The sequence below is a fragment of the Pseudomonas sp. NY8896 genome (genome assembly GCF_039634505.1).
In genome coordinates this window covers 6,100,322-6,117,200 of sequence record NZ_CP132350.1, presented here as the reverse complement: position 1 = coordinate 6,117,200, position 16,879 = coordinate 6,100,322, and the positions used below count along the sequence as shown (strand labels likewise).

The window sequence follows — 16,879 nt, the reverse complement described above, 5'->3', positions numbered from 1 at the left end:
GCGACTCAGATCAAACGTGCGTCAAGGCTGTTCTGCGCCAGGCGACGGGCTTGGTCTTCGGTCATGCCCAGGTGGGTGTGCAGGGCGTGGAAGTTTTCCGTGACATAGCCGCCGAAGTAGGCCGGGTCGTCCGAGTTGACGGTGACTTTCACGCCACGCTCGAGCATGTCCAGGATGTTGTGCTGGCTCATGTGATCGAACACGCACAGCTTTGTGTTGGACAGCGGGCACACGGTGAGCGGGATCTGTTCTTCGATGATGCGCTGCATCAGGCGCTCGTCCTCGATGGCGCGCACGCCATGGTCGATACGCTTGATCTTCAGCAGGTCGAGGGCTTCCCAAATGTACTCGGGCGGGCCTTCTTCTCCCGCATGGGCAACGGCGACGAAGCCTTCGCTGCGGGCGCGGTCGAACACACGCTGGAACTTGCGTGGCGGGTGGCCCATCTCCGAGCTGTCCAGGCCTACGGCAATGAACGCATCGCGGAACGGCAAGGCCTGGTCGAGGGTCTTGTGCGCCTCATCCTCGCTGAGGTGGCGCAGGAAGCTGAGGATCAGGCCACTGCTGATGCCCAACTGCTCGCGGCCGTCCTTGAGCGCCTGGCTGATACCGTTGAGCACCACTTCGAAGGCGATACCGCGGTCAGTGTGGGTCTGCGGGTCGAAGAACGGTTCGGTGTGAACCACGTTCTGAGCCTTGCAGCGTTGCAGGTAGGCCCAGGTCAGGTCGTAGAAGTCCTGCTCGGTACGCAGCACATCGGCGCCCTGGTAATACAGGTCGAGGAACTCTTGCAGGTTGTTGAAGGCGTAGGCGCCGCGCAAGGTTTCCACATCGTTCCAGGGCAGGGCGATCTTGTTGCGCTCGGCCAGGGCGAACAGCAGCTCGGGCTCCAGCGAGCCCTCCAGGTGCAGGTGCAGCTCGGCCTTGGGCAGGGCGTTCAACCAGTCATACATAAAAAGGGGTCTCAATCAGGTACGGTTGCCGCCATTCTACAGGCACCGGCCAGGCAATGCGCCCGGCCGGCCCGCGACCGGGTGAATCACCAGACCAAGGGTTCGCCTTTGTAGTTGATGAAGCGCAGGCCGCCGTTGCCACTTTGCGCCTTGATCTGTTCGAGCATGCCACGGGTGCTGGTGAGCACATCGATTTCGGCGTTTTCGCCGCCCATGTCGGTTTTCACCCAGCCCGGGTGCATGGCCAGTACGCACAGGTCGGGGCGCTGCTGCTCGACAACAAAGCTGTTGATCATCGAGTTCAGTGCTGCCTTGCTGGCTTTGTACAGGCAGATTTCACCGCCGTCGGGTATGGTCACGCTGCCCAGAATAGAGCTCATGAACGCCAGAACACCGCTGCCCTCGCGTACCTGGCCTACCAGCCGGCGTGCCACGCGGATCGGCGCCACGGCGTTGGTCATGAACAGGTCGCCGATGTCTTTGGTCTGTACCGTCTCCAAGTCTTGCGGCAACGGGCCCATGACACCTGCGTTGATGAACACCAGGTCGAATGCCTGGCCTTGAAGGCGTAGCTTCAGGCCGTCGAGCTGGGCAGTGTCGTTCATCTCCAGCTGCTCGATGTGCACGCCGGGCACGTCCGCCAGGGCACCTGGCTGCTGCGGGTTGCGGACGGTGGCGGTGATGTTCCAGCCGTCTTCGTGCAGGCGTTGTACCAGGCCCAGGCCAAGCCCCCGCGAGGCGCCGATGATAAGTGCGTTTTTTGCGTTAGCCATGTGAGCGCGCTCCGTTGGTCGGTGGCAAAGAAAGGTATTGAGGATAATGCACAGCGGCAGTCGCTGCCTGCCTATGGCTGTATAAAAAACGATCAACTATGCCTGGGCCTTGCCTGGCCGGGCGCCTGGCCTGTTAGCGCACGGGTTATCCACAGGCTGGTCCACAGTTATTGTGTGCAAGCTGAGGCTTTCGCGCGCTGGCCCGCCAGGCCTTGCATTGAGGATAACTCGAGCGCTTTCAGCAATTTGCGGCTGTCATCAAATAGTGATCAATTTATGATCAAAACGCTGCAGGCCTTGAAAATAGCTGGCTGCAAATGAGTGCCCCAAGGTTATCCACAGGCAGGCCCACAGGTGTTGTGGGCAATGTTCAGCGCGCTTCGAGCAAAATGCGCCCGCGGCTCAGATCGGCCAGTTGCTGCTGCAATGGCGCCAGGTGGGCGTCACCCAGGGCAATCAACAGATCCACGCCATTGGCGGTGAACTGTTCATCCAGGACCAGGCCGTCAACCTCTGCCAGGCGCAGCTTCACCAGCGCAAGTTCGCTGAAACTGCAGCTGCAGGTGAATTCGCTGCGCTGTACCAGCAGGCGTTTGGGTGCTTGTTGCAGGCACTTGTTGGCGCCGCCGCCATAGGCCCTTGCCAGTCCGCCTGTACCCAGCTGGATACCGCCGTACCAGCGGATCACCAGAACCACCACCTGGTCGCAATCCTGCGCTTCGATGGCCGCCAGGATCGGCCGCCCTGCGGTCCCGCCGGGCTCGCCGTCATCGCTGCTGCGGTACTGCGCGCCGAGTTTCCAGGCCCAGCAGTTGTGGGTGGCGGCAAGGTCGCTGTGGCGTTCGATGAAACTCATCGCTTCGGCGGCACTGCTGATTGGCCCGGCGAGGGTGATGAAGCGGCTTTTGCGGATTTCCTCGCGGTACTCGCAGAGGTCGAGCAGGGTAGAAGGCATAAAAAGTAGTCAGGCAGCCGGCTTGATGCCGCAGCCCTTCAGAATGATGTGGATAAGGTTGTTGCTCGCGTCTTCCATGTCCTGCTTGGTCAGGCGGCTGCGGCCGGTCACCTGGCAGATCTGGGTGGCGAAGTCGGCGTAATGCTGGGTGCTGCCCCAGAGCAGGAAGATCAGGTGCACCGGGTCGACAGGGTCCATCTTGCCGGCTTCGATCCAGGCCTGGAACACTGCAGCCCGGCCGCGGAACCATTCGCGGTAGTCGGCACTGAAGTATTCGGTCAGGCAGGTGCCACCGCTGATCACTTCCATGGCGAAAATCCGCGAGGCTTGCGGGTTGCGCCGAGAGAACTCCATCTTGGTGCGGATGTACTGGCTCAGGGCTTCGCCGGGGTCATCCTCGACGCTCAAGGCGTTGAACGTGCTGTCCCACAACTCGATGATGTTGCTGAGCACGGCAATGTACAGGCCCAGCTTGTTGGTGAAGTAGTAGTGCAGGTTGGCCTTGGGCAACCCTGCCTTGAGCGCGATGGTGTTCATGCTGGTGCCCTTGAAACCATGGCGGGCGAATTCGTCTTCGGCGGCCTGGATAATGGCCTGTTCGTTCTTCTGGCGGATGCGGCCTGCGGGCTTGCCCGAGGCGGAGAGGCGATGCGCAGGGACTTCTAGGGTCATGGACGATTCCGTACGGGGCAATGGCTGCGGCTGTCGGACAAGATTACCTGCCTGTGCCGAAGTGACAAGCGTTTGCGGCACAGACTGGCATCAACGTGTCGCAGCCAGGCTTTCGAGGAAGCTTTCCAGCACCAGGTTGGGGCGCCGGCCTTTGCGGGTAACCCAGCTCAGGCTCAGGTCGTAGAAGCGCTGCCGGGGCTTGAGCGCACGCAAACGGCCCTGTTGTACCCAGAACGTGGCGTAGTGGTCGGGCAGGTAGCCGATGTAGCGCCCGGTCAGGATCAGAAACGCCATGCCCTCGCGGTCCGAAGCGCTGGCCGTGCAATTCAGCGCCTGGTAATGCGCCTGAATTTCGGCAGGCAGGCGGAAGGTGGGGGTGATGGCTTCCTGGCTATTGAGGCGCTCGTCGTCGATTTGCTGGTCATCGGCATAGAACAACGGATGGCCAACCGCGCAGTACAGCAGCGAGCGTTCGCTGTACAACGGCTGGTACTCCAAGCCCGACAACGGGCTGGTCTGCGGCACTACGCCCACGTGCAGGCTGCCGTCGAGCACGCCGTGCTCGACCTGGCTGGGGGCGATCATGCGGATCTGGATGCGTACATCCGGGCCACGATCCTTGAGCTCGGCCAGGGCATGGGTGATGCGCATATGTGGCAGCGTCACCAGGTTGTCGGTCAGGCCAATGTTCAGTTCGCCACGCAAATGCTGGTGCAGGCCGTTGACCTCGGTGCGGAAGCTCTCCAGAGCGCTGAGCAGTTGCAGTGCCGAGTGGTAGACCTCGCGGCCTTCCTCGGTCAGCGAGAAACCGGCGCGACCACGCTGGCACAGACGCAGGCCGAGGCGTTGTTCGAGGTCGTTCATCTGCTGGCTGATGGCCGAGCGGCCAATGCCCAGTACGTTTTCGGCGGCTGAGAAGCCACCGCACTCGACGACGCTGCGGTAGATCTTCAGCAAGCGGATGTCGAAATCGCTGACTTGAGCGAGTGGATCGGGGCGTCGGCTCATTAGTTTAGTCACGACCTGTCTGAAGATTAGAAATGTAGGCTTTTTCCGACTTTATCGCCGTGCCAATTTAGCTGCAACAACATCCATCGTTGCCTAATCGTCTTTCGAGGAACCGCCGATGAACATGCCCGAAACCGCCCCTGCCGGTATCGCCAGCCAGCTCAAGCTGGATGCCCACTGGATGCCCTACACCGCCAACCGCAATTTCCAGCGCGACCCACGCCTGATCGTGGCGGCCGAAGGCAACTACCTGGTCGATGACCAGGGGCGCAAGATCTTTGACGCCCTGTCTGGCCTGTGGACCTGCGGCGCCGGGCACACCCGCAAGGAAATCACTGAAGCGGTGACTCGCCAGCTGGGTACGCTGGACTATTCCCCCGCGTTTCAGTTTGGCCACCCGCTGTCGTTCCAGCTGGCGGAAAAGATCGCCGAGCTGGTGCCGGGCAATCTGAATCATGTCTTCTATACCAACTCCGGTTCCGAATGCGCTGACACCGCGCTGAAGATGGTACGTGCCTACTGGCGCCTGAAAGGCCAGGCGACCAAGACCAAGATCATCGGCCGTGCTCGTGGCTACCACGGGGTGAACATCGCCGGTACCAGCCTGGGGGGTGTCAACGGCAACCGCAAGATGTTTGGCCAACTGCTGGACGTCGATCACCTGCCTCACACTGTGTTGCCGGTGAACGCCTTCTCCAAAGGCATGCCAGAAGAGGGCGGTATTGCCCTGGCTGACGAAATGCTCAAGCTGATCGAACTGCACGATGCCTCCAACATTGCTGCGGTCATTGTCGAGCCGCTGGCAGGTTCGGCCGGTGTGCTGCCACCGCCGAAGGGTTACCTGAAACGCCTGCGTGAAATCTGCACCCAGCACAACATCCTGCTGATCTTCGACGAAGTGATCACCGGCTTCGGCCGCATGGGCGCGATGACCGGCTCGGAAGCCTTCGGCGTTACCCCGGACCTGATGTGCATCGCCAAACAGGTGACCAACGGCGCCATCCCGATGGGCGCGGTAATCGCCAGCAGCGAGATCTACCAGACCTTCATGGACCAGCCGACGCCGGAATATGCCGTGGAATTCCCGCACGGCTACACCTACTCGGCGCACCCGGTAGCCTGTGCCGCCGGTATCGCCGCGCTGGACCTGCTGCAGAAAGAAAACCTGGTGCAGTCCGCTGCCGAGCTGGCGCCGCACTTCGAGAAGTTGCTGCACGGCGTAAAGGGCACCAAGAACGTCATCGATATCCGTAACTACGGCTTGGCCGGCGCCATCCAGATCGCCGCCCGTGACGGTGATGCCATCGTTCGCCCATACGAAGTGGCGATGAAGTTGTGGAAGGCAGGCTTCTATGTACGCTTCGGGGGCGACACTCTGCAGTTCGGCCCAACGTTCAACACCACGCCGCAAGAACTGGATCGCCTGTTCGACGCCGTCGGCGAAAACCTGAACCTGATCGACTGATCTTTCCGATTTCGATGTCAGGCGCGTGCAGGTATCGCGCGCCTGTCTCTACCTTCTTTATCTGGAGTTTTGCATGAGCATTGTTCAGCACCTGATCCATGGCGAGCTGGTTTCCAAGGGAGAACGCACCGCTGATGTCTTCAACCCGTCCACCGGCCAGGCTGTTCGCAAGGTCGAGCTGGCCAGCCGCGCGACCGTGCAGGAAGCGATCGACTCCGCCAAGGCGGCCTTCCCGGCCTGGCGCAACACCCCGCCGGCCAAGCGCGCCCAGGTGATGTTCCGCTTCAAGCAATTGCTGGAGCAGAACGAAGCCAAGATTTCGCAGATGATCAGCGAAGAGCATGGCAAGACCCTGGAAGACGCAGCTGGCGAGCTGAAGCGCGGCATCGAGAACGTCGAGTTCGCCTGTGCAGCGCCAGAGGTTTTGAAGGGCGAGTACAGCCGCAACGTCGGCCCGAATATCGATGCCTGGTCCGACTTCCAGCCGCTGGGTGTGGTTGCTGGCATTACCCCGTTCAACTTCCCGGCCATGGTGCCTCTGTGGATGTACCCGCTGGCCATTGCTTGCGGTAACGCGTTCATCCTCAAACCTTCCGAGCGCGACCCAAGCTCGACCTTGTACATTGCCCAACTGCTGCTGGAAGCCGGCCTGCCGAAGGGCATCCTCAACGTGGTGCACGGTGACAAGGAAGCGGTGGATGCGCTTATCGAAGCGCCAGAAGTAAAAGCGCTGAGCTTCGTTGGTTCAACCCCGATCGCCGAGTACATCTATGCCGAAGGCACCAAGCGCGGCAAGCGCGTGCAAGCCTTGGGTGGCGCGAAGAACCACGCCGTGCTGATGCCGGATGCCGACCTGGACAATGCTGTAAGCGCACTGATGGGCGCGGCCTACGGTTCGTGTGGCGAGCGTTGCATGGCTATTTCGGTTGCGGTGTGCGTGGGCGACCAGGTAGCCGATGCCCTGATTGCCAAGCTGGAACCGCAGATCAAGGCGCTGAAGATTGGTGCCGGCACCTCGTGCGGCCTGGACATGGGCCCGCTGGTGACTGCTGCTGCCCGTGACAAGGTAGTGGGTTACATCGATGACGGGGTTGCTGCTGGTGCCAAGCTGGTGGTGGATGGCCGTGGCTTGCGTGTGGCCGGTAATGAAGATGGCTACTTCGTGGGGGGTACTTTGTTCGACAAGGTGACCCCGCAGATGCGCATCTATAAAGAAGAGATCTTCGGCCCGGTGCTGTGCGTGGTGCGTGTGAACAGCCTGGAGCAGGCCATGCAACTGATCAATGATCACGAGTATGGCAACGGTACCTGCATCTTCACCCGTGACGGTGAAGCGGCGCGCCTGTTCTGCGACGAGATCGAAGTGGGCATGGTGGGTGTGAACGTGCCGCTGCCGGTGCCGGTGGCTTATCACAGCTTTGGTGGCTGGAAGCGTTCGCTGTTCGGTGACCTGCATGCCTATGGCCCTGACGGGGTGCGCTTCTATACGCGTCGCAAGGCGATTACCCAGCGTTGGCCGCAGCGTGCCAGCCATGAAGCGTCGCAGTTTGCATTCCCTAGCCTTTAAGGCCGGTGACTAAAGCGGGGAGGCCGGTAGGCCTCCCCGCTTTGTTTTTCAGCGATATGAAGGTTTATTGAAATTAAAGGTTGACGGGGTTTCGAATCCCCTTATAATGCGCCCCACTTCCATCGACATCGGAACGACAAACTCCTTGATATTCAATGAGTTAAGTAGTTAAGGTGGTGCTGGAGGGGCTACGATCGAATGATCGCAAGCGGTTGAAATGGTGGTTGACAGCGCTTCTTGGTGCTGTATGATTCGCCTCCCGCTACGAGAGATCGCAGCGAGCCAAGTGTTTGAAGCTAAACGAGTTTCTCGCAAAAAACTTCAAAATAAACGCTTGACAGGCTCTGAGGAAAGCGTAGAATGCGCGCCTCGGTTGAGACGAAAAGCTCTTAACCAAACGCTCTTTAACAAATTGAATCAAGCAATTCGTGTGGGTGCTTGTGAGTACGGACTGATAGTCAAAAAGATTATCAGCATCACAAGTGGCCATGCGAGAAATCACATAGTCATTTGAGATTGCTGAGCCAAGTTTAGGGTTTCTTAAAAACCCAAGCAGTATTGAACTGAAGAGTTTGATCATGGCTCAGATTGAACGCTGGCGGCAGGCCTAACACATGCAAGTCGAGCGGATGACGGGAGCTTGCTCCTTGATTCAGCGGCGGACGGGTGAGTAATGCCTAGGAATCTGCCTGGTAGTGGGGGACAACGTTTCGAAAGGAACGCTAATACCGCATACGTCCTACGGGAGAAAGCAGGGGACCTTCGGGCCTTGCGCTATCAGATGAGCCTAGGTCGGATTAGCTAGTTGGTGGGGTAATGGCTCACCAAGGCGACGATCCGTAACTGGTCTGAGAGGATGATCAGTCACACTGGAACTGAGACACGGTCCAGACTCCTACGGGAGGCAGCAGTGGGGAATATTGGACAATGGGCGAAAGCCTGATCCAGCCATGCCGCGTGTGTGAAGAAGGTCTTCGGATTGTAAAGCACTTTAAGTTGGGAGGAAGGGCAGTAAGTTAATACCTTGCTGTTTTGACGTTACCGACAGAATAAGCACCGGCTAACTCTGTGCCAGCAGCCGCGGTAATACAGAGGGTGCAAGCGTTAATCGGAATTACTGGGCGTAAAGCGCGCGTAGGTGGTTTGTTAAGTTGGATGTGAAAGCCCCGGGCTCAACCTGGGAACTGCATCCAAAACTGGCAAGCTAGAGTACGGTAGAGGGTGGTGGAATTTCCTGTGTAGCGGTGAAATGCGTAGATATAGGAAGGAACACCAGTGGCGAAGGCGACCACCTGGACTGATACTGACACTGAGGTGCGAAAGCGTGGGGAGCAAACAGGATTAGATACCCTGGTAGTCCACGCCGTAAACGATGTCAACTAGCCGTTGGAATCCTTGAGATTTTAGTGGCGCAGCTAACGCATTAAGTTGACCGCCTGGGGAGTACGGCCGCAAGGTTAAAACTCAAATGAATTGACGGGGGCCCGCACAAGCGGTGGAGCATGTGGTTTAATTCGAAGCAACGCGAAGAACCTTACCAGGCCTTGACATGCAGAGAACTTTCCAGAGATGGATTGGTGCCTTCGGGAACTCTGACACAGGTGCTGCATGGCTGTCGTCAGCTCGTGTCGTGAGATGTTGGGTTAAGTCCCGTAACGAGCGCAACCCTTGTCCTTAGTTACCAGCACGTTATGGTGGGCACTCTAAGGAGACTGCCGGTGACAAACCGGAGGAAGGTGGGGATGACGTCAAGTCATCATGGCCCTTACGGCCTGGGCTACACACGTGCTACAATGGTCGGTACAGAGGGTTGCCAAGCCGCGAGGTGGAGCTAATCTCACAAAACCGATCGTAGTCCGGATCGCAGTCTGCAACTCGACTGCGTGAAGTCGGAATCGCTAGTAATCGCGAATCAGAATGTCGCGGTGAATACGTTCCCGGGCCTTGTACACACCGCCCGTCACACCATGGGAGTGGGTTGCACCAGAAGTAGCTAGTCTAACCTTCGGGAGGACGGTTACCACGGTGTGATTCATGACTGGGGTGAAGTCGTAACAAGGTAGCCGTAGGGGAACCTGCGGCTGGATCACCTCCTTAATCGACGACATCAGCCTGCTGATGAGCTCCCACACGAATTGCTTGATTCACTTGTATAAAGACGATGCTGTAACGCGACCCTGTTATAGGTCTGTAGCTCAGTTGGTTAGAGCGCACCCCTGATAAGGGTGAGGTCGGCAGTTCAAATCTGCCCAGACCTACCATCACATGGTTAAGGCGTAAAATACGGGGCCATAGCTCAGCTGGGAGAGCGCCTGCCTTGCACGCAGGAGGTCAGCGGTTCGATCCCGCTTGGCTCCACCACTTTCGCAGTAAGCAGTTACTTGTCAGAACTTAGAAATGAACATTCGTTGATGAATGTTGATTTCTGACTTTTGTCAGATCGTTCTTTAAAAATTCGGATATGTGATAGAAATAGACTGATGGCCAGTTTCACTGCTGGTTAATCAGGCTAAGGTAAAATTTGTGAGTTCTGCTCGAAAGAGCGACGTGCGAATTTTCGGCGAATGTCGTCTTCACAGTATAACCAGATTGCTTGGGGTTATATGGTCAAGTGAAGAAGCGCATACGGTGGATGCCTTGGCAGTCAGAGGCGATGAAAGACGTGGTAGCCTGCGATAAGCTTTGGGGAGTCGGCAAACAGACTGTGATCCAGAGATCTCTGAATGGGGGAACCCAGCCAGCATAAGCTGGTTATCTTGTACTGAATACATAGGTGCAAGAGGCGAACCAGGGGAACTGAAACATCTAAGTACCCTGAGGAAAAGAAATCAACCGAGATTCCCTTAGTAGTGGCGAGCGAACGGGGACCAGCCCTTAAGTTGGTTTGAGATTAGTGGAACGCTCTGGAAAGTGCGGCCATAGTGGGTGATAGCCCCGTACACGAAAATCTCTTATCAATGAAATCGAGTAGGACGGAGCACGAGAAACTTTGTCTGAATATGGGGGGACCATCCTCCAAGGCTAAATACTACTGACTGACCGATAGTGAACCAGTACCGTGAGGGAAAGGCGAAAAGAACCCCGGAGAGGGGAGTGAAATAGAACCTGAAACCGTATGCGTACAAGCAGTGGGAGCCTACTTTGTTAGGTGACTGCGTACCTTTTGTATAATGGGTCAGCGACTTATATTCAGTGGCGAGCTTAACCGAATAGGGGAGGCGTAGCGAAAGCGAGTCTTAATAGGGCGTTTAGTCGCTGGGTATAGACCCGAAACCGGGCGATCTATCCATGGGCAGGTTGAAGGTTAGGTAACACTGACTGGAGGACCGAACCGACTACCGTTGAAAAGTTAGCGGATGACCTGTGGATCGGAGTGAAAGGCTAATCAAGCTCGGAGATAGCTGGTTCTCCTCGAAAGCTATTTAGGTAGCGCCTCATGTATCACTGTAGGGGGTAGAGCACTGTTTCGGCTAGGGGGTCATCCCGACTTACCAAACCGATGCAAACTCCGAATACCTACAAGTGCCGAGCATGGGAGACACACGGCGGGTGCTAACGTCCGTCGTGAAAAGGGAAACAACCCAGACCGTCAGCTAAGGTCCCAAAGTCATGGTTAAGTGGGAAACGATGTGGGAAGGCTTAGACAGCTAGGAGGTTGGCTTAGAAGCAGCCACCCTTTAAAGAAAGCGTAATAGCTCACTAGTCGAGTCGGCCTGCGCGGAAGATGTAACGGGGCTCAAACCATGCACCGAAGCTACGGGTATCACCTTTTGGTGATGCGGTAGAGGAGCGTTCTGTAAGCCTGTGAAGGTGAGTTGAGAAGCTTGCTGGAGGTATCAGAAGTGCGAATGCTGACATGAGTAACGACAATGCGAGTGAAAAACTCGCACGCCGAAAGACCAAGGTTTCCTGCGCAACGTTAATCGACGCAGGGTTAGTCGGTCCCTAAGGCGAGGCTGAAAAGCGTAGTCGATGGAAAACAGGTTAATATTCCTGTACTTCCAGTTATTGCGATGGAGGGACGGAGAAGGTTAGGCCAGCCTGGCGTTGGTTGTCCAGGTTTAAGGTGGTAGGCTGGAATCTTAGGCAAATCCGGGATTCTAAGGCCGAGAGCTGATGACGAGTTGCCTTTAGGCGACGAAGTGGTTGATACCATGCTTCCAAGAAAAGCTCCTAAGCTTCAGATAACTGGGAACCGTACCCCAAACCGACACAGGTGGTTAGGTAGAGAATACCAAGGCGCTTGAGAGAACTCGGGTGAAGGAACTAGGCAAAATGGCACCGTAACTTCGGGAGAAGGTGCGCCGGCGAGGGTGAAGGACTTGCTCCGTAAGCCCATGCCGGTCGAAGATACCAGGCCGCTGCGACTGTTTATTAAAAACACAGCACTCTGCAAACACGAAAGTGGACGTATAGGGTGTGACGCCTGCCCGGTGCCGGAAGGTTAATTGATGGGGTTAGCGCAAGCGAAGCTCTTGATCGAAGCCCCGGTAAACGGCGGCCGTAACTATAACGGTCCTAAGGTAGCGAAATTCCTTGTCGGGTAAGTTCCGACCTGCACGAATGGCGTAACGATGGCGGCGCTGTCTCCACCCGAGACTCAGTGAAATTGAAATCGCTGTGAAGATGCAGTGTATCCGCGGCTAGACGGAAAGACCCCGTGAACCTTTACTATAGCTTTGCACTGGACTTTGAATTTGCTTGTGTAGGATAGGTGGGAGGCTTTGAAGTGGGGACGCCAGTTCTCATGGAGCCATCCTTGAAATACCACCCTGGCAACTTTGAGGTTCTAACTCAGGTCCGTTATCCGGATCGAGGACAGTGTATGGTGGGTAGTTTGACTGGGGCGGTCTCCTCCCAAAGAGTAACGGAGGAGTACGAAGGTGCGCTCAGACCGGTCGGAAATCGGTCGTAGAGTATAAAGGCAAAAGCGCGCTTGACTGCGAGACACACACGTCGAGCAGGTACGAAAGTAGGTCTTAGTGATCCGGTGGTTCTGTATGGAAGGGCCATCGCTCAACGGATAAAAGGTACTCCGGGGATAACAGGCTGATACCGCCCAAGAGTTCATATCGACGGCGGTGTTTGGCACCTCGATGTCGGCTCATCACATCCTGGGGCTGAAGCCGGTCCCAAGGGTATGGCTGTTCGCCATTTAAAGTGGTACGCGAGCTGGGTTTAGAACGTCGTGAGACAGTTCGGTCCCTATCTGCCGTGGACGTTTGAGATTTGAGAGGGGCTGCTCCTAGTACGAGAGGACCGGAGTGGACGAACCTCTGGTGTTCCGGTTGTCACGCCAGTGGCATTGCCGGGTAGCTATGTTCGGAAGAGATAACCGCTGAAAGCATCTAAGCGGGAAACTTGCCTCAAGATGAGATCTCACTGGGATCTTGAATCCCCTAAAGGGCCGTCGAAGACTACGACGTTGATAGGTTGGGTGTGTAAGCGCTGTGAGGCGTTGAGCTAACCAATACTAATTGCCCGTGAGGCTTGACCATATAACACCCAAGCAATTTGCGCGTCAGCCAAATTGCGGTGGTGAAGATGATACGAACCGAAAGTTCGCAACGAACCACACAATCACATATCCGAATTCGCTGGGCTGTCCATCTGGACATTCTGGCTACAGAATTTCTTGACGACCATAGAGCATTGGAACCACCTGATCCCATCCCGAACTCAGCAGTGAAACGATGCATCGCCGATGGTAGTGTGGGGTTTCCCCATGTGAGAGTAGGTCATCGTCAAGATTCATTTCGCAAAACCCCTATCTGCGCATGCAGGTAGGGGTTTTGTCTTTGTAGCCTGAAAAGCCACGTCTCATAGGGATTACCCCACCCCCCTCTAGGCCAAGGTCAGCTCCCACAATTCGAGCCAGAACACTAGAATAGCTCCACGCACCTATTCAGAAGCGCTATATGCCCAACTCTGTCGAACCTGAAACCTTGGCCCAATTGCCGTTGGACGAGCTTGTCGCCTGCCACGAATGCGACCTGCTGCTGCGCAAGCCCGTGCTCCAGCACGGTGAGAAAGCCCAATGCCCACGTTGCGGTTACGAGCTTTATGCTCATCGGCACAACGTGGTCAACCGTAGCCTGGCGTTGGTACTGACCGCGCTGTTGCTGTTCGTGCCTGCCAATTTTCTACCGATCATGCAGTTGCACCTGCTTGGCCAGACCTCGGACGATACTGTCTGGAGCGGCGTACTGGGCCTGTACAATTCGCAGATGCGTGGTGTAGCGGTAGTCGTCTTCCTGTGCAGCATGGCCATCCCCTTGGCAAAACTGCTCTGCCAACTGGCGGTACTGCTGAGTATCCGCTTGAACGTGGGGCGTAACTTCGGCCTGTTGTTCTACCGCATCTATCACCACCTGCGTGACTGGGGCATGCTCGAGGTCTATTTCATGGGGGTGTTGGTGGCTATCGTCAAGCTGGTGGACCTGGCCGAGTTGACCGTGGGCCTGGGGCTGTTCTGTTTCATCAGCCTGTTGTTGATCCAGGTATGGCTTGAGGTGGTGATGTCACCGCACCAGATTTGGAGTGCACTTTCGGGGGAGGACCTGCATGCGGGCGATTGATGCAGGCATTCTTGTCTGCAATGAATGTCATGAACTGAACAAGCAAGTGCAAGACAGCACGTCGCAGACCTGTACACGCTGCGGCGCCATTGTCCATGCTCGCCGCCCAAACAGTATCGTGCGTACCTGGGCGCTGCTGATTGCCGCGTCGATCTTGTACATCCCGGCCAACCTGCTGCCGATCATGACTGTGAGTACACTCGGTCAGGGCAGCCCCGACACGATCATGTCCGGCGTCATTACCCTGCTCAAGCACGGCATGGTGCCCATTGCTGCGGTGGTGTTCATCGCCAGTATCCTGGTGCCCACGTTCAAGCTGGTGGGCATTGGCCTGCTGCTGTACTCCGTTCAGCGTCACCAGCCGCTTTCGGCGCGGCAACGGATATTGATGTACCGCTTCATCGAATTCATTGGGCGCTGGTCCATGCTCGATATCTTCGTCATCGCCATCCTGGTGGCCGTGGTGAATTTCGGCCGAATAGCCAGTGTCGAAGCCAACCTGGGCGCTGTCGCCTTCGCAACTGTGGTGATCCTGACAATGCTTGCCGCTTTAACTTTCGATCCCCGACTGATTTGGGATAACACGGAGTCGGATGACGACCATGAGTGACCTGCCAACGGCTAAAACCCGCCCAGCCTCTAACTGGTCGGCCATCTGGATCTTGCCTTTGATCGCCTTGATGATCGGTGGCTGGCTCGCGTGGCAGGCCTACAGCTCGGCCGGCGTAGAAATTGAAGTCCGCTTCGAGTCGGGTGAAGGTATCGTCGCCAACAAGACCGAAGTCATCTACAAGGGCATGCCGGTAGGCAAGGTGAAGAACCTGGTGCTCGATGCCGAGGGTGACAACCAGGGGGTGATCGCCACCATCGAGATGAACAAGGCTGCGGAGCCTCACCTGACCAAGGGCACACGCTTCTGGCTGGTTAAGCCCAGTGTCAGCCTGGCGGGTATTACCGGCCTTGAGACACTGGTGTCGGGTAACTACATCGCCGTCAGTCCGGGCGAGGGGGAGCGTACCAAGCGCTTTACCGCGTTGAAGGTGGCACCGCCGCTCTCGGATACGGAACCTGGCCTGCATCTGACCCTCAAGGCCGACAGGTTGGGTTCGCTCAACCGTGACAGCCCGGTGTTCTACAAGCAGATTCAGGTGGGTCGGGTGAAAAGCTACCGACTTTCCGAGGACCAGAGCACCGTCGAGGTCAAAGTCTTCATCGAGCCCGCCTACGCCAGCCTGGTGCGTAAGCACACGCGTTTCTGGAATGCCAGCGGCGTCAGCATCGATGCTTCGCTGTCAGGTGTGAAGGTGCGCAGCGAGTCGCTGTCGAGCATCGTGGCTGGTGGTATCGCCTTCGCCACGCCGGAATACCGCAAGGACAGCCCGCCCACCGACCCGAGCCTGCCATTCCGCCTGTATGAGGACTTTGATGCAGCCCAGGCCGGTATTCGGGTCAAAGTGAAACTGAGCGATTATGAAGGCCTGCAGGCGGGTCGCACGCCGGTTATGTACAAGGGTATTCAGGTGGGCTCGCTGAAGGCCCTGAAGATGGAAGACAACCTGTCCAGCGCGTCGGCCGAGTTGACACTGGACCCGCTGACCGAAGACTACCTGGTGGACGGGACTCAGTTCTGGGTAGTCAAACCGTCGATTTCCCTGGCGGGTATCACTGGCCTGGAAGCGCTGGTCAAAGGTAACTACATCGCCATTCGCCCCGGTGAGAAGGGCGCACGGCCAGAGCGTGAGTTCGAGGCCCGTGCCAAGGCGCCGCCACTCGATCTCAAGGCGCCGGGCCTGCACATGGTGTTGTTCGCCGACACCTTGGGTTCGCTGGAAGTCGGCAGCCCGGTTATGTACCGCCAGGTGAAGGTGGGTAGCGTCCAAAGCTACCAGTTCGCTCGCAACAGCAACCGCATCCTGATCGGTGTACATATCGAGAAGGAGTACGAAAAACTGGTCAATGGTTCGTCGCGCTTCTGGAACGTCAGTGGTATCACCCTGACCGGCGGCCTTTCTGGCATCAAGATCAAGAGTGAATCACTGCAAACATTGATGGCCGGTGGTATCGCCTTCGACACGCCGCGGCCCGATGTGGCGCTGAAACGGCACATTCCGCGCTTCCGCCTGCATGACAGCCAAGAAGCGGTAAACCGTGCCGGCACGTTGATCACCATCCGTGTCGACCGTGCAGATGGCCTGAAGCCGGGTACGGCGATCCGCTTCCGTGGCCTGGATGTGGGCAGTATCGAAAGCGTCGACCTCACCGATGACTTGCAGGCCGTGCTGCTGCGGGCGCGCATTACCGAAGCGGCGGACCGTATCGCCCGCGCCGGTACGCAGTTCTGGGTGGTCAAGCCAGCATTAGGCCTGGTGCGCACCGAGAACCTCGACACCCTGATTGGCGGCCAGTACCTGGAAGTGCAGCCGGCAGCCAAGGACCGTGGTCCGCAGCGTGATTTCATTGCCTTGGCCGATGCTCCACAGGTGGCGGGGCCAGAGGTCGGTCTGCCGTTGACACTCAGTGCGCCACGCCGTGGCTCGATCAAACCGGGTGTGCCGGTGACCTACCGTGAGGTTGCGGTGGGCAAGGTGACAGGCTTCGAGCTGGGCCAGAGCGCTGACCGTGTGCTGATCCATATCCTCATCGAGCCGCGCTATGCCGCCTTGGTACGCAGCGGTAGCCGTTTCTGGAACAGCAGTGGCTTCGGTTTCGATTGGGGGCTGTTCAAGGGCGCTACGGTGCGCACCGAGTCGGTGCAGACCCTGATCGATGGCGGTATCGCTTTTGCAACGCCAGATGGCGAGCAGATGGGCAACCCAGCACGACCGCAGCAGACATTCGCCTTGTTCGACAAGGCGGAGGATGAATGGATGCAGTGGGCGCCGAAGATCCAAATCGCCAAGTAAGAGTG

General features: G+C 57.5%; 10 protein-coding genes, 2 tRNA genes and 3 rRNA genes. 10 read left to right on the top strand and 5 right to left on the bottom strand.

The window, feature by feature from the left end; all coding sequences use genetic code 11:
- Window positions 1-5: 5 nt before the first annotated feature.
- From Q9451_RS27650 to Q9451_RS27630, 5 genes are all read right to left on the bottom strand, one after another.
- Window positions 6-953, bottom strand: coding sequence for an adenosine deaminase (locus Q9451_RS27650; protein ID WP_012270357.1), 948 nt, complete (start codon window positions 951-953; stop codon window positions 6-8).
- An 86-nt stretch (window positions 954-1,039) separates the two neighbouring features.
- Entirely contained in the window at window positions 1,040-1,726 is a 687-nt protein-coding gene (locus tag Q9451_RS27645) for an SDR family oxidoreductase (RefSeq protein WP_012270358.1), read from the bottom strand.
- A 370-nt stretch (window positions 1,727-2,096) separates the two neighbouring features.
- On the bottom strand, window positions 2,097-2,681 hold the full coding sequence (locus Q9451_RS27640) for a YigZ family protein (protein ID WP_012270359.1): 585 nt from the start codon (window positions 2,679-2,681) through the stop codon (window positions 2,097-2,099).
- A gap of 9 nt (window positions 2,682-2,690) precedes the next feature.
- A complete protein-coding gene (locus tag Q9451_RS27635) occupies window positions 2,691-3,353 on the bottom strand; it encodes a TetR/AcrR family transcriptional regulator (protein WP_012270360.1) in 663 nt (220 codons plus the stop codon).
- A gap of 90 nt (window positions 3,354-3,443) precedes the next feature.
- Window positions 3,444-4,361 (bottom strand): LysR family transcriptional regulator, encoded by a 918-nt coding sequence (locus Q9451_RS27630; protein WP_012270361.1) that lies wholly within the window; start codon window positions 4,359-4,361, stop codon window positions 3,444-3,446.
- 118 nt (window positions 4,362-4,479) lie between these two features.
- Here Q9451_RS27630 and Q9451_RS27625 point away from each other — a divergent pair, with 118 nt between their 5' ends.
- The 10 genes from Q9451_RS27625 to Q9451_RS27580 all read left to right on the top strand — a co-directional run bounded on the left by Q9451_RS27625 (window position 4,480) and on the right by Q9451_RS27580 (window position 16,874).
- Window positions 4,480-5,826, top strand: a complete 1,347-nt coding sequence (locus tag Q9451_RS27625) for an aspartate aminotransferase family protein (protein ID WP_012270362.1) — start codon at window positions 4,480-4,482, stop codon at window positions 5,824-5,826.
- Between the two features lie 73 nt (window positions 5,827-5,899).
- On the top strand, window positions 5,900-7,393 hold the full coding sequence (locus Q9451_RS27620) for a CoA-acylating methylmalonate-semialdehyde dehydrogenase (RefSeq protein ID WP_012270363.1): 1,494 nt from the start codon (window positions 5,900-5,902) through the stop codon (window positions 7,391-7,393).
- 560 nt (window positions 7,394-7,953) lie between these two features.
- A 16S ribosomal RNA gene (locus Q9451_RS27615) occupies window positions 7,954-9,490 on the top strand.
- An 87-nt stretch (window positions 9,491-9,577) separates the two neighbouring features.
- A tRNA-Ile gene (locus Q9451_RS27610) sits at window positions 9,578-9,654 on the top strand.
- Window positions 9,655-9,678: 24 nt separating this feature from the next.
- A tRNA-Ala gene (locus tag Q9451_RS27605) sits at window positions 9,679-9,754 on the top strand.
- Between the two features lie 244 nt (window positions 9,755-9,998).
- A 23S ribosomal RNA gene (locus tag Q9451_RS27600) occupies window positions 9,999-12,891 on the top strand.
- Between the two features lie 136 nt (window positions 12,892-13,027).
- Window positions 13,028-13,143 (top strand): 5S ribosomal RNA (gene rrf, locus Q9451_RS27595).
- Together the 16S, 23S and 5S rRNA genes with 2 tRNA genes alongside form the textbook arrangement of a ribosomal RNA operon.
- 168 nt (window positions 13,144-13,311) lie before the next feature.
- Window positions 13,312-13,971, top strand: a complete 660-nt coding sequence (locus tag Q9451_RS27590; RefSeq protein WP_012270364.1) for a paraquat-inducible protein A — start codon at window positions 13,312-13,314, stop codon at window positions 13,969-13,971.
- The gene (locus Q9451_RS27585; RefSeq protein ID WP_012270365.1) at window positions 13,958-14,581 is read left to right on the top strand and encodes a paraquat-inducible protein A; all 624 of its coding nucleotides are present in this window, start codon (window positions 13,958-13,960) and stop codon (window positions 14,579-14,581) included. Before Q9451_RS27590 ends, Q9451_RS27585 begins: the two co-directional genes overlap by 14 nt.
- Window positions 14,574-16,874, top strand: coding sequence for an MlaD family protein (locus tag Q9451_RS27580; protein ID WP_041166362.1), 2,301 nt, complete (start codon window positions 14,574-14,576; stop codon window positions 16,872-16,874). The genes Q9451_RS27585 and Q9451_RS27580 overlap by 8 nt, the downstream gene beginning before the upstream one ends.
- Window positions 16,875-16,879 lie beyond the last annotated feature (5 nt).

Coding starts and splice junctions, on each gene's coding strand:
- Q9451_RS27650 (WP_012270357.1), bottom strand. CDS start 953: ATGTATGACTGGTTGAACGCCCTGCCCAAGGCCGAGCTGCACCTGCAC.
- Q9451_RS27645 (WP_012270358.1), bottom strand. CDS start 1,726: ATGGCTAACGCAAAAAACGCACTTATCATCGGCGCCTCGCGGGGGCTT.
- Q9451_RS27640 (WP_012270359.1), bottom strand. CDS start 2,681: ATGCCTTCTACCCTGCTCGACCTCTGCGAGTACCGCGAGGAAATCCGC.
- Q9451_RS27635 (WP_012270360.1), bottom strand. CDS start 3,353: ATGACCCTAGAAGTCCCTGCGCATCGCCTCTCCGCCTCGGGCAAGCCC.
- Q9451_RS27630 (WP_012270361.1), bottom strand. CDS start 4,361: ATGAGCCGACGCCCCGATCCACTCGCTCAAGTCAGCGATTTCGACATC.
- Q9451_RS27625 (WP_012270362.1), top strand. CDS start 4,480: ATGAACATGCCCGAAACCGCCCCTGCCGGTATCGCCAGCCAGCTCAAG.
- Q9451_RS27620 (WP_012270363.1), top strand. CDS start 5,900: ATGAGCATTGTTCAGCACCTGATCCATGGCGAGCTGGTTTCCAAGGGA.
- Q9451_RS27590 (WP_012270364.1), top strand. CDS start 13,312: ATGCCCAACTCTGTCGAACCTGAAACCTTGGCCCAATTGCCGTTGGAC.
- Q9451_RS27585 (WP_012270365.1), top strand. CDS start 13,958: ATGCGGGCGATTGATGCAGGCATTCTTGTCTGCAATGAATGTCATGAA.
- Q9451_RS27580 (WP_041166362.1), top strand. CDS start 14,574: ATGAGTGACCTGCCAACGGCTAAAACCCGCCCAGCCTCTAACTGGTCG.